Source organism: Litoreibacter roseus, assembly GCF_009811795.1.
GTDB classification, from domain to species: Bacteria; Pseudomonadota; Alphaproteobacteria; order Rhodobacterales; family Rhodobacteraceae; genus Litoreibacter; species Litoreibacter roseus.
Genome location: NZ_BLJE01000003.1, coordinates 214,885 through 227,582, shown reverse-complemented (window position 1 = coordinate 227,582; position 12,698 = coordinate 214,885). Strand labels below are relative to the sequence as shown.

General features: G+C 58.5%; 12 protein-coding genes and 1 riboswitch. Of the genes, 3 read left to right on the top strand and 9 right to left on the bottom strand.

The window, feature by feature from the left end:
- Window position 1 precedes the first annotated feature (1 nt).
- Both KIN_RS15010 and KIN_RS15005 read right to left on the bottom strand, forming a co-directional pair.
- Window positions 2–535 carry a DUF6446 family protein gene (locus tag KIN_RS15010; RefSeq protein WP_174239126.1) on the bottom strand — a complete coding sequence of 178 codons (534 nt, stop codon included), beginning with the start codon at window positions 533–535 and terminating at the stop codon, window positions 2–4.
- Window positions 532–1,461, bottom strand: coding sequence for a glycine--tRNA ligase subunit alpha (locus KIN_RS15005; RefSeq protein WP_159808518.1), 930 nt, complete (start codon window positions 1,459–1,461; stop codon window positions 532–534). The genes KIN_RS15010 and KIN_RS15005 overlap by 4 nt, the downstream gene beginning before the upstream one ends.
- A gap of 165 nt (window positions 1,462–1,626) precedes the next feature.
- On the opposite strand from KIN_RS15005, the gene KIN_RS15000 reads away from it, so the two are divergent.
- A complete protein-coding gene (locus KIN_RS15000; RefSeq protein WP_159808516.1) occupies window positions 1,627–3,375 on the top strand; it encodes a serine protease in 1,749 nt (582 codons plus the stop codon).
- Between the two features lie 7 nt (window positions 3,376–3,382).
- Here the strand turns inward: KIN_RS15000 and KIN_RS22615 are convergent, their stop codons facing one another.
- Genes KIN_RS22615 through KIN_RS14985 form a run of 4 tightly spaced genes read right to left on the bottom strand, consistent with a single transcriptional unit; the run spans window position 3,383 to window position 7,195 of the window.
- Window positions 3,383–4,036 carry a thiamine pyrophosphate-dependent enzyme gene (locus KIN_RS22615; protein WP_306439010.1) on the bottom strand — a complete coding sequence of 218 codons (654 nt, stop codon included), beginning with the start codon at window positions 4,034–4,036 and terminating at the stop codon, window positions 3,383–3,385.
- Window positions 4,002–4,988, bottom strand: a complete 987-nt coding sequence (locus tag KIN_RS22610; protein WP_306439009.1) for a thiamine pyrophosphate-binding protein — start codon at window positions 4,986–4,988, stop codon at window positions 4,002–4,004. Before KIN_RS22610 ends, KIN_RS22615 begins: the two co-directional genes overlap by 35 nt.
- Window positions 4,988–6,436, bottom strand: coding sequence for a TrkH family potassium uptake protein (locus KIN_RS14990; RefSeq protein WP_159808514.1), 1,449 nt, complete (start codon window positions 6,434–6,436; stop codon window positions 4,988–4,990). Before KIN_RS14990 ends, KIN_RS22610 begins: the two co-directional genes overlap by 1 nt.
- A gap of 57 nt (window positions 6,437–6,493) precedes the next feature.
- Window positions 6,494–7,195 (bottom strand): glutathione S-transferase family protein, encoded by a 702-nt coding sequence (locus KIN_RS14985; RefSeq protein ID WP_159808512.1) that lies wholly within the window; start codon window positions 7,193–7,195, stop codon window positions 6,494–6,496.
- Window positions 7,196–7,346: 151 nt separating this feature from the next.
- Window positions 7,347–7,424, top strand: a riboswitch (SAM riboswitch).
- 55 nt (window positions 7,425–7,479) lie between these two features.
- Between KIN_RS14985 and metZ the strand changes: the two genes are divergently transcribed.
- A complete protein-coding gene (gene metZ, locus KIN_RS14980; protein WP_159808510.1) occupies window positions 7,480–8,658 on the top strand; it encodes an O-succinylhomoserine sulfhydrylase in 1,179 nt (392 codons plus the stop codon).
- 95 nt (window positions 8,659–8,753) lie between these two features.
- Window positions 8,754–9,857: a GTP cyclohydrolase FolE2 gene (gene folE2, locus KIN_RS14975; protein WP_159808508.1), complete on the top strand. Its 1,104-nt coding sequence runs from the start codon at window positions 8,754–8,756 to the stop codon at window positions 9,855–9,857.
- 30 nt (window positions 9,858–9,887) lie between these two features.
- Here folE2 and KIN_RS14970 read toward each other — a convergent pair whose 3' ends face one another.
- Genes KIN_RS14970 through ftsY form a run of 3 tightly spaced genes read right to left on the bottom strand, consistent with a single transcriptional unit; the run spans window position 9,888 to window position 12,688 of the window.
- A complete protein-coding gene (locus KIN_RS14970) occupies window positions 9,888–10,499 on the bottom strand; it encodes an inner membrane-spanning protein YciB (RefSeq protein ID WP_159808506.1) in 612 nt (203 codons plus the stop codon).
- The gene (locus KIN_RS14965) at window positions 10,500–11,402 is read right to left on the bottom strand and encodes an EamA family transporter (RefSeq protein ID WP_159808504.1); all 903 of its coding nucleotides are present in this window, start codon (window positions 11,400–11,402) and stop codon (window positions 10,500–10,502) included. It lies immediately after the preceding gene.
- On the bottom strand, window positions 11,399–12,688 hold the full coding sequence (gene ftsY, locus KIN_RS14960) for a signal recognition particle-docking protein FtsY (RefSeq protein ID WP_159808934.1): 1,290 nt from the start codon (window positions 12,686–12,688) through the stop codon (window positions 11,399–11,401). Before ftsY ends, KIN_RS14965 begins: the two co-directional genes overlap by 4 nt.
- Window positions 12,689–12,698 lie beyond the last annotated feature (10 nt).

Here is a 12,698-nt window from a genome sequence, read left to right as displayed (position 1 = left end):
ATCAGTTGCTTTCGCTCGCATCGCGTGGTGGGCATTCCGGGCCGAGGGGGCTGCCGTCATAGGCTTTTCGCCCGCAATTGTTCAATTGGTGCCAGATATAGCCACGCCCGTCCTCGAAGATCGCGACCACCCGGTCGACGCCGTAGGCGATGTTCTCTTCACCGGTAAACGCAAGGGCTGTGCCATCCGCCAGCGCGTCCCCGATGGACTGCGCGTCGAAGCATTCGAACCAGTCGGGGGCGGTCAGGGGGACGGGGTCATCGTACAGAACGTAGCTTTCGGTCAACAGGGCTTGGCTCATCGGGGTCACGAAACAGGCGCGAAACCGGATGGGGGAGCTGTCCGCGTCAATCGCTGTGACATCTGTGGCAAGGATGGCTTCCGGCATCTCGGAGGTGACCGACACGAGTTCGACATCGCCCATGGTTTCCGCAGCGACGGTCTCATAGAACGCGTAGACCTGCAGATAGTACATCCACCCGCCGGCGATCACCGCCATCAGCACGATAAGGCTCGCGATAACTTTGCCATTCACGCCGCAAACCCGCCCGCTTCGGTTTGGACGAAGGCGTCGGCGCAGGCTTTGGTCAACGTCCGCACCCGCCCGATATAGGCCTGCCGCTCGGTGACGGAGATGACACCGCGTGCATCCAGAAGGTTGAACACATGGGAGGCTTTGATCGCCTGATCGTAGGCAGGATGGGCCATGACAATGCGTTTCCCGGTCTTCGGATCCTCATGGGTCGCGTCCAGAATGCGCTGGCATTCGTCCTCTGCGTCCTTGAAGTGCTGCAACAAAGTTTCCGTGTCGGCCACGTCAAAGTTCCAGCGGGAGTATTCTTCCTCGGTCTGCCGGAAGACGTCGCCATAGGACAGCGCGATAGGGCTCTGCGGATCATTGAAGGGCATATCCATTACATGATCCACGCCCAGCACATACATCGCCAAACGTTCCAGCCCGTAGGTCAACTCACCCGAGACCGGTTTGCAGTCATGCCCGCCAACCTGCTGAAAATAGGTGAATTGCGAGACTTCCATGCCGTCGCACCAAACCTCCCAGCCCAGTCCCCATGCGCCTAGTGTCGGACTTTCCCAATCGTCTTCCACAAAGCGAATGTCATGCAGCGCCATGTCGATCCCAATGGCCTTCAGGGAGCCCAGATAAAGATCCTGCAAATCGGGCGGGCTGGGTTTGATCAGCACCTGATACTGGTAATAATGCTGCAGCCGATTGGGATTCTCACCGTAGCGCCCGTCCGTCGGGCGGCGGGACGGTTGCACATACGCCGCAGCCCACGCCTTGGAGCCCAACGCGCGCAAGGTTGTGGCAGGATGGAAGGTCCCTGCACCCACCTCCATGTCGTAGGGCTGCATGATCGCGCAGCCCCGGCTGGACCAATAGGTCTGCAACCGCAAAATGATCTCTTGGAAACAAGTCGGTTTGGAAAATTCGTCAGCCATCGCGCGCGCCTTTGGTGGAACGGGCTTTCAATAGGCAGTCGCTTGCAGAGGGTCAATCAAGCAAAGCGCGAAAAACTGTCCGCTTTTCGGATGCGCTTAACGGTCTTACTGATATCTTCGTCCGAGGGATTCGAGGGAAGACGCGACATTAGACGGGAAATAGGAATGGTTCGTGCGGGGTTACTCGCAATTCTTGCGGTGGTTTTGGTGCTGTCATCAGGCGTATCTGCGGCCCTTGCGCAAAGTCCGCCGGGTGCGTGGGTGCAGATCGAAGCGCATCCCGACCTTCAGACCGCTCAGGACCGCGCGCGCGCCTATGGCGTGGCCCTCTCAGACGTGAACGGCTTTCGACTGCGGTCTGGCTGGTATGCGTTGACGTTGGGTCCCTATGGTTCCGAGGCGGCAGCAACGGCGCGTCTGCGCGAGCTGCGCGGGGCCGGATTGATCCCGGGCGATTCCTATATTTCAGACGGGCGACCCTACGGGCGTCAGTTCTGGCCCATCGGCGGTGCAGCGACGGGTGCTGCACCAAATCCAACCCCGGGCATCATTATTCAACCGAACCAGCAGGACGCGGTTCAGCCGTCACCCCCACCGGCTGAGCTCTTTGATGAAACGCCGGAGGAAGCGCGGCGCAACGAAAGACTGCTGACCCGGTTTGAGCGTCAAGAACTTCAGGAAGCACTCAAGTGGTACGGGTTCTATGCCGCTGCAATTGACGGTTCATTTGGCCCCGGCACGCGGCGGTCCATGGCGGAGTGGCAAGCAACGAACTCGGTCGAGGTGACGGGGATTTTGACCACAGGGCAACGCCGCAGCTTGCTGCAAGACTACAGACAGGCCGTCGCTGCGCTTGATCTGACACCGGTTGAGGATGACGTGACCGGCATCGCCCTGACACTGCCTGCCGGACTTGTGGAATTTGATCGTTACGAGCCGCCATTTGCCCATTATCGCCCCAAGTCGGACAGCGGCGTGCGCGTTCTACTGATCAGCCAACCGGGGGACGAGACCACGCTTGGCGGTCTTTATGAGATCATGCAAACCCTCGAGATCGTGCCATTCGAGGGCGCGCGCGAACGCAAGCGCCGGTCTTTTGTGCTGACCGGACAGAATGAAACGCTGCATTCCTACACGTACGCGCGCACCGACAATCAGACCGTGAAAGGTTTCACAATCGCCTTCCCGCCCGCTCGGGCATTGGAAATGGCGAATGTAATCCAAATTATGCGCGATAGCTTCACCACACGCGATGGCGTGCTGGCGCCCAATCCTGCCGACGAGCAATCTGTTGATCTGGTCGCCGGTCTGGAGATCAGGCGGCCCAAAACATCCCGCAGCGGGTTTTTTGTGGATCCTGAGGGGCGCGTTCTGACCCATTCCAGCGCCGTTCAATCGTGCCAGCGGATTACACTGGATTCGCTTTACGAAGCTGAGATCTCGGTGGCGCAAGACGGTCTCGCACTGCTAACCCCGGTGGAAGATCTGGCGCCCTTGGACTATGCGCGGTTCTCAACAAAACCCGCGCGACTTCGCAGCGAGGTCGCAGTGTCCGGCTATTCCTTCGAAGGCACGCTGAGCGGCCCGACCGTGACTTACGGACAATTGGAAGACCTGCGTGGGTTAGTCGGCGACCAGGATATTCAGCGTCTAAGCGTCGACAGCCTCAGCGGCGATACGGGCGGACCGGTGTTCGATATGACCGGCGCGGTGACGGGTTTGCTCATGCCGTTGCCAGAAACCGGGCGGGCTTTGCCGAAAGACACGAAGTTCGCTACGAAAGCAGATCAGGTGGCGCGTTTTCTCAGCGAAAACGGCGTAACGGCCTCAGCGTCAGAGCGGCAGGAGCCGATTGACCCGGAAGACCTGATCGAACTGGCCTCCGCGATGACGGTCCTCGTCAGTTGTTGGTAGATCCGGACTAGCCCTGCGCGAGGTCCGATCTTACATGAATGACCGTTGGGCCCGGGGCCGCAAGCGCATCCAAGATCGCTGATTTGAAGTCAGCAAGCGTTCGCGGCGCAGCACAGCGCGCGCCGTAGGCCGTCGCAATCTGACAGAAATCAGGATTGCGCTGCACGACTGCATTGGGCGCGATCTGCGCGGCGACCATGCTATCTTCGATCTCCCCCAACTTGCCGTTGTCCCAAATCACTATGGGCAGGCTCAACCGAAGCTCCACGGCGGTTCCAAGCTCTTGCAAGGTGTACTGAAAACCGTAATCGCCCGCGATCGCGATGACAGGTCGCTCACCGCGGGCAACCTTGCCGCCGATTGCTGCAGGCAATGCGTACCCCAGTGTCCCAAAGCCGTAAGGGTGGTGCCAGTGCCCGGGAAAATCCATTGGATAAACCTCCTTCGCCGCATAGGCGAACTGGGTCATATCCGAGAAGAACATGGTGTCTGACGGGGCGACGTCTTTTAATGCATCGCAGACGGCCAGGATGCCGGGACGCTCAGAATTCACCTCCGCCGTCCATTTGCTGCGGGCGGATGAAACCTCGTTTGCAGTCCAGTCGGTATCAGCGGTGGCAGGCGCATCAACCAAGAGCGCGGACAAAAAAAGCCTGCGCATCCGCGTATACGGTGGTTCCTGCAGTGTGGTGATCTGTCAGAACTTCTGTGTCCACGTCGATGCGGACAAGGGGTGCAGTGCCGCCAAGATCATCGCGCCACAGATCAGTTTCGGACAGGGTGGTCCCGACAGCGATGATCAGATCAGCGCCGCCGAAAATCTCGGCCGAGGTTGGTCGGGCAAGAAAACTGCCAAAGTTCAGGGGATGGGCCGAGGGGACGACGCCGCGCCCCGCATAGGTCAGAAAACAGGCGGCGCCAAATGCATCCAGAACAGGTCCGGCCAACGCGCTCGTTTCCCCATCCGCGCAGCCACCGCCGAAAACGAAAACAGGGCGTCGTGCTGAGATCAAGCGCGCCGAAATTTCGGAGACATCCAGCGTCCCGCCCGACAGCTTCGCGGCACGTCCACGGGGTCCCTGCGCCTCGGATCGCGCTTCAAGGACTTCAATCGGAATTTGAATATGCTTGGGGCGCGGTCTTGCGCTGTCGAACTCTGTCAGCGCTTGGTCAATGAGCTGATAAGCGGTCTGCGCATCCATCGCGATCTTGGACCAATCCGCAACAGTCTCGGCGGCCGCGCGTTGGTCCTTCATCTCGTGCAGCCGCCCGCGGGCCATGCCCAGATCAGACCTGTTCAGGCACGAGGATAACACCAACAGAGGCACGCTGTCCGAATAGGCCTGCCCCATCGGTGTCATCACGTTCGTCAGGCCCGGCCCGGTGATCACGTAGCACACACCGGGCTTGCCCGATGCGCGCGCATAACCATCCGCCATGAAACCAGCGCCCTGCTCATGGCGCGCCAGAACATGGGTCAGCCCCGCTTCTTCGATACCGCGATACAGTTCCTGATTGTGGACGCCCGGAATGCCGAAGATGACATCGATGCCGCGGTCTTTAAGCATATGGGAAATCTGGGCGCCCAACGGCTTCATCTCGGGGGATGGCATCAATCTCTCCAGAATTGAATTGTCAGGATCGCGTAGACGGCCAGCAGCTCAAGACGCCCAATCAGCATAGCCGCACACAGAATCCATTTTGCACTGTCGTTCAGGCCTGCAAAATTGCCAGCAGGCCCAATCTGATCTCCAAGACCCGGACCGATATTGGCCAAGGCCGTGGCCGCGCCAGACACTGACGTTATCAAGTCCAGGCCTGTCAGCCCCAGAAGGATCGACACAACCCCCAATGACACAATGAACAGCACGAAGAACGACATGACGGAACTCAGGACATCCTGCCCCACCGGGCGGCCCTGATAGCGCGGCTGAAACATGCCATGGGGGGAGTGAATCTTCCGGATCTGCGCCTTGATTGATGCAAAAAGCAGTTGAAAGCGAAACACCTTGATGGAGCACGATGTCGATCCAGCGCATCCCCCAATCAGTCCCATGAAAAAGAAGATAGCGACCGCGAAAGAGCCCCAAGTGCCATAGTCTGCGCTGGCATAGCCCGTGCCTGTCAGGATGGAGACCACGTTGAAGAGCGACGAGCGGAAAGCCGTTTCAAACGCGACCAGATTGGCCTGCATCTGAAAAGCCGTGAGCGTCAGAACAAGGATTAGAAGTGTGATTAGAAACGCGTGGATCTGCGTGTCTCGGAACAAAGGATTGGCTGTCCCTGCGACCAGTTGCACATAGCGCACGAACGGCAAAGCAGACAGGACCATGAACCCGGCGGCGACGTATTCAGCGGCTGAGCTGTAAGGCGCGAAAGAGCCGTCAGTGTTGGCAAAACCACCCGTGGCAATCGTCGTCATGGCATGGACAATGGCATCAAGGGGCACCATCCCGGCCGCCAGATAGGCCAGCGCGCAACTGATCGTCAGCCCCAGATAAATGACCGAGATAGATTGCGCGATTTCACCTGCGCGCGGGAGGATCTTTCCAAAAGTATCAAAGCCTTCCGAGCGGAATATCTGCATCCCACCAATGCGCAGTTCCGGCAGGAACACCATGGCGACAACGATGATACCGATGCCGCCGAACCACTGCAGAAGGCCGCGCCACAGCTTCAGCCCTTCTGGCAATTCCTCAAGGCCCGACAGGACAGTGGACCCGGTCGTGGTCAGGCCCGACATCGCCTCGAAGAATGCGTCTACAAAGCGCGCTTCGGTCGCCCCCAGATAGAACGGGATCGCGCCAAAAACGGGCAGCGCCAACCAAACACCTGTGGTGAGCAAAAACGTCTGCTGAATGGTGAGCCGGTGCCCCACCCCGTTTGACGATGCCAATGCGATCAGGCCGCCCGTCACCGTTGTCAGGATCGCACCCTCGGCGAAGACAGGCCAGTGGCCGTTGCCCACCACAATGTCGAGCGCCATTGGCAGGATCATCGTCGCACCAAGACAGGCCACCAACAGGCCCACGACATATCCTACTGGTCGAAAATCAAACATCTTCGAAAGGCTTGGCGCGCGGTCCAGGCGGTGTCAATCGCTCAGAAGGTAAGAGCCTCAGGATTTTCGTTTAAAGAGAAGCTCCTGCGCTTTCCGGTCCTGCTCGATATTGGATCGTTTTTCGGCCGCGACGGCGCGTCCTGCCTGGACGCCGGGTCTTGCCGCACATGTGTCCAGCCAACGGGCGAGGTTCGGTTTGTCGTCAAGCGTCTGTTGCTGTCCTTCCCACAAGGACGCCCAAGGCCAGATCGCCATGTCCGCAATTGAAAAGAAATCGCCCGCGACGAACTCGCCTTTCGCGAGCTGGCGATCAAGAACCCCATAAAGCCGCGCCGTCTCATTTCTGTAGCGATCCTTGGCATAGGGAAGGTCATTGGGGGGATCCATTGCAGGTGCGTATTTCAGAAAATGGTGCGCCTGCCCCGCCATAGGCCCAACACCCCCCATCTGCCACATCAGCCATTGATCCACTACGATCCGCTCCCGCTCTGACTCGCCGCAGAATTTACCGGTCTTGCGCGCAAGATATTGCAATATCGCGCCGGACTCGAAGATGGAGATCGGGTCGCCATCGGGGCCGTCAGGATCGACAATCCCGGGCATCCGGTTGTTTGGCGCAATCTCAAGAAAGTCAGGCGCGAACTGTTCACCCGCGCCTATATCGATCAGCTTGACCTCATAGGGTAGCCCCATCTCCTCAAGCGCAATTGAGATTTTCCAGCCGTTCGGGGTGGGCCAGTAGTAAAGCTCGATGGTCATGGGATGCTCCGTTACACGTCAATCCCCATGACCATCCTGCGGATAACACCGGGACGCAAGCACCTCACGGGGTGTTGAGGCGCAGAACATGAAGGGATAGTGAACTGCCCGGTCGGCACGAGCGACTTGACCTGAGCGTGGCTCGGGCGTATCCGACACCCGTGGCGCTTTGTTACCGGATTGCGGGCCACGTTAAACAAACCGCTAAAGAGGTCGGATGCTGAAGCCTCCCCCCTTGTCCCGGTGGAGGCTTTTTTATTGGGCACGGCCCGAAGGATACGACGATGACAGACTGGTCCCCGCGCACGAAGGCAGTTCACTCCGGCACCCGGCGCAGTCAGTACGGCGAAATGGCCGAGGCCCTGTTTTTGACGCAAGGGTTCATCTATGACAGCCCCGAGCAAGCCGAGGCGCGGTTTATTGAAACGGGCCCGGACGAGTTCATCTACGCCCGATATGGCAATCCGACAGTGCGGATGTTCGAGGAACGCATCGCGGCGCTGGAAGGCACCGAGGATGCCTTTGCCACGGCCTCTGGCATGGCGGCGGTCAATGGCGCGCTTTGTGGGCTTCTGAAAGCTGGCGATCATGTGGTCTCCAGCCGGGCGCTGTTTGGATCGTGTCTCTACATCCTGGAAGAGGTTCTGACCCGCTACGGCGTTAAGGTCACTTTTGTTGACGGCACCGATCTGCAGCAATGGAGGGACGCTATCAGAGCAGACACCAAAGCTGTGTTCCTTGAAACCGTCGCAAATCCGACCTTGGAAGTCATTGATCTTAAAGCGGTCGCGGACATTGCGCACGCGCAAGACGCTATCGTGATCGTAGACAACGTCTTCGCGACGCCGGTCTTCGCAAACGCCGTGGCGGACGGCGCGGATGTGGTGATCTACTCCGCCACCAAACACATTGATGGCCAAGGACGTTGTCTAGGCGGCGTGATCTGCGGCACGAAAGACTTCATTCGGAAGGTTGCGGAGCCCTATCTGAAACACACCGGCGGATCGCTATCGCCGTTCAACGCATGGGTGATGCTTAAAGGTCTTGAAACGGTCCACCTCAGATGCGGCGCGCAAGCGGACGCAGCTTTGAAGATCGCGCAAGCCGTAGAACACCATTCCAACCTGGCGCAGACGCTCTACCCGCATTTACCATCGCACCCGCAACATCAGGTCGCGACGCGGCAGATGCGGAAGGGTGGAACGGTGATCGCACTGGACATTGCCGCAGGCAAAGAGGCCGCGTTCCGGTTCTTGAATGCGCTGAATATCGTCTCGATTTCCAATAATCTGGGCGATAGCAAGTCGCTGGTTACCCACCCTGCGACGACCACCCACCAACGGCTGACCGAAGACCAACGGGACGCGCTTGGGATCACCGATGGTCTCGTCCGTTTGAGTGTTGGGCTTGAAGATGCGGATGATCTTGTCGCGGACATCGTGCAGGCTCTGGATATGATCTGACACGCCTTCTTGTACGTATATTTCGCGTATTTCATTTTGTTTTGGGCCCAAAGTGCCCCATATGTGAATTGCGCGAACCGTAAGGAGGGACTGACATGAACGTCCACACGCCGGAAATTGACCGCTTTCCCAGCCGAGATGACGCTGAGCGAGCCCTGCAACTGCTAAGGGACTGGGCGCAGAGCGCTTCAGACACCGAGATCACGGATCTTGATCCGCAGATTGGCCAGTTGCGACAGGGCAACGCCGTCGCGAATTATCCTGCCTTGGCACGGGCCTACCCCGAAGATTTTGCGGTCGACGAAGCCTACAAGGCGTCCATGCCGGATCTGCAGAATGGGCCGTCATCGCTGATACGGGGCGCACAACAGCTTATTCAGCACGTCGGTATCTCGAACTTTCGCCTGCCGATCCGGTTCCATACGCGCGACAACGGCGACCTGACGCTTGAGACGTCGGTGACGGGCACCGTATCACTTGAGGCCGAGAAGAAGGGCATCAACATGTCCCGTATCATGCGCACCTTCTACAAACGTGCCGAGGAACGGTTCAGCTTCGAGGTGATTGAGCAGACTTTGGATGCCTACAAGGAAGATCTCGAAAGTTTCGACGCGCGCATTCAGATGCGGTTTTCTTTCCCGATGAAGGTCAAAAGCCTGCGATCAGGGCTGGAGGGATTTCAGTACTATGACATCGCGCTTGAGGTCGTGGATGCGAATGGCGTGCGAAAAAAGATCATGCATCTGGATTACATCTATTCATCCACCTGCCCCTGCTCTTTGGAACTCAGCGAGCACGCCCGTCAGGTGCGCAGCCAGTTGGCTACACCGCATTCTCAGCGCTCCGTCGCGCGGGTGTCTGTTGAGCTGGATTGCGATGCCGATTGCCTGTGGTTCGAGGACCTGATCGAGTTGTGCCGCGACGCGGTTCCCACCGAGACGCAGGTCATGGTCAAGCGCGAAGACGAACAGGCGTTCGCAGAATTGAATGCGGCGAACCCGATCTTCGTAGAAGACGCGGCACGATCCTTCTGTCTGCAACTTCAGGCGGATGAGCGGATCAAAGATTTCCGCGTGATCGCAAGCCATCAGGAGTCGCTTCATTCTCATGACGCGGTTTCGATTCTGACGGAGGGCGAAACCTTCTCGTCAGACAGCCTGGACCCGAAGCTCTTCAACACGCTTTTCCATATCGGTTAGCATGCGATACGTACGGTTTAGAGGCCAGTGTCAGCTTTCGCTGTCGCTGGCCTCTTCTTTGGCGTGGTTCTGGAAAAGTCCCGTCTGCGCCATAAAGAAAACGAACAGCGCCGCCGGAAATCCGAAGGTCTCGATCTTCACCCATGTGTCAGTCGACATGGTTCGCCAGACAATCTCGTTTGCAATTGCAAGTGCTGCGAACATGGCCGTCAGGCGCTTGGTCAGGATCATCCATCCCTCGGGCTCCAGCGGCATCATGTCTTCCATTACATATTCCAGCCAGCTTTTGCGCAAAAGTAACCCCAAACCCAGAATGGCGGCGAAGAACCCATAGACGATGGTGGTTTTTATCTTGAAGAACTTCTCGTCGTTGAACCAAACGGTCAACGCGCCAAAGAAGATCACCATGACTGCGGTCAGCACCTGCATGCGGCTCAGCTTGCCGGTTAGTTTCCAGACAATCGCCATCGACGCCAGCAGCAGCGGAACAAACAGCGCGGTCACGACGATAAAGCCCGAATATTCAGTGCCACCAATGGTGTAGACCTGATCGCGCATACGCAGGTACGCCACGAAGAACAGCAGGACGGGTCCAAGTTCCAGCGCTGATTTAAGGCCTTGAGATATCTGCTTTTCGGCCATTCAGCCCCCCATTTCCACGATGACGGCACCCGCCGCGATCAATGCCATCAGTGCAAGCCTGCGCGGGCCGACACGCTCTTTCAAAACGAACCATCCAATCAGCGCGGCGAAGACGGTCGATGTCTCGCGGAGTACCGCAGCTTCCCCGACCTTGTCGAGACGTGTCGCCATCATAACACCGCCAAAACTGACCCAGGCGATCACAGCTCCGAGAAGTCCGCGCATCATCAAGGGGGCAACATCGGGCTGCACGGCGGCTCGCTTGTATCGCCAGTAGGCCAGACCGGGGAAATCCATTGCTGTAACGAAGAAAAACCACGCGAGAAACGTAAAGGGATCGGGCGTCGCTCGGATCGCATAGGCGTCATAGGTGGTGTAGACTGCGACGAGGATCCCGCCCAGACACGCCCATGCCAACCCGATCTTGAGCGCGCGCGGGTCAAGCTCCTCCTCTGACAGGTTGCGCAATGCCAAAAGCAGGATGCCCCCTGACAAACACGCCACACCAGACCATTGGACGGCCGTAAAATGCTCCCCGAAGATAACGGCTGCGGCCGCCACAGTGACCAAGGGACCCGTGCCGCGCACAACGGGGTAGACCACCGTATAGGCGGCCCGTTCATAGGCCAGCGCCATTGTCAGCTTGTAAAAGAAATGAATGACCAAAGCGCCCGCAAGAAATGCTGCTGTTTGTGCATCGGGCCAAGGGACCAGAAACAGGGCCACCGGGGCAGAGATAATGATCAACCAGAAATCAATTGCGCCGCGTGTCAGCCACGGATCATGGCGGCCTTTCTGAAGGGCGCCAAACAGCGCATGAGCAATGGCGGATGTGAGAGCAAGAAGTGTGGCGAGCCGTGCACCCTCAGGCGTTCCTGCAATCGAAATGAGCCATTCGCTCACTCAGCGGCCCCGGTCAGCGCCCTTGCAAATTCCTCTGGGTCGAACGGCGCCAGATCGTCGATCTGTTCGCCAACGCCAATCGCATGGATGGGTAGGCCAAACTTATCGGCCAGCGCGACCAGAACGCCGCCCTTCGCCGTTCCGTCCAGCTTGGTCATCACAAGACCGGATACATCCGCGATCTGCCGGAAAATATCGACTTGATTCAATGCGTTCTGACCCGTTGTTGCATCTAGAACCAGAAGTGTATTGTGGGGTGCAGTCTCGTCCTTCTTACGGATCACGCGAACGATTTTGGCAAGCTCTTCCATCAGATCAGAGCGGTTCTGCAAACGACCCGCCGTATCAATCATCAACAGATCCGCCCCATCTTGCTGGGCTTTGGTCATCGCGTCAAAGGCCAGTGAGGCGGGATCCGAACCTTCAGGCGCCGTCAGAACAGGCACCCCGGCCCGATCGCCCCAGACCTGAAGCTGTTCGACAGCAGCCGCTCGGAACGTATCGCCTGCCGCAATCACGACCTTCTTGCCAGCCGCGCGGAATTGCGACGCCAACTTACCGATGGTCGTCGTTTTGCCGGAGCCGTTGACGCCAACGACCAGAACCACCTGTGGCCTGTGGGGGTAAAGCGGCATGGGGCGCGCGACGGGCTCCATGATATTCGCAATCTCGCCCGACAGAAGGTTTTTGATCTCATCCGTGGACAGGCGCTTTCCGAACCGGCCTTCCGCCATGTTCGACGTCACACGCAAGGCGGTGTCGACGCCCATATCCGCGCTGATCAACAGCTCTTCCAACTGCTCGAGCATATCGTCGTCCAACTCACGCCGGACAACTGTCTTTGTCTCTTTCCGTCCAAGCAAACGGCCGAGTAAGCCCGGTTTCTCTGCGCTTTCAGGGGGTGTGCTCTCAACTGTGACGGTTTCGGTCGGAATAGGCTCGGGCGAAGGGATAGGAACCACAGGCGGGTCAATCGACTCAGGCGCAGATGGCGCTTCGACCGGTTCAGACGGGATTTCCAGCGGCGGCACACTTTCGGGCGGTTCCGGTGTCTGCGGCTCCTCGACCGGCGGTGGCGTCGCGGGCTCTTCAGTCGGTGCAGGCTCTGGCTGAGGCTCCGGGCTGGGCGGTGTTTCGGGTTCGGGCTGAGGCTTCGGGTCCTCAGGCGTTACCGTAGGGGCAAGCTCTTCCTGCGTCCCACCATCTTCGACGATCGCATCAAGCCCCTCGTCAATTTTGGACGACGAGCGGGTTAAACGGTCTTTTAGCTTACGAAAAAACGACATGGAGCCCCAA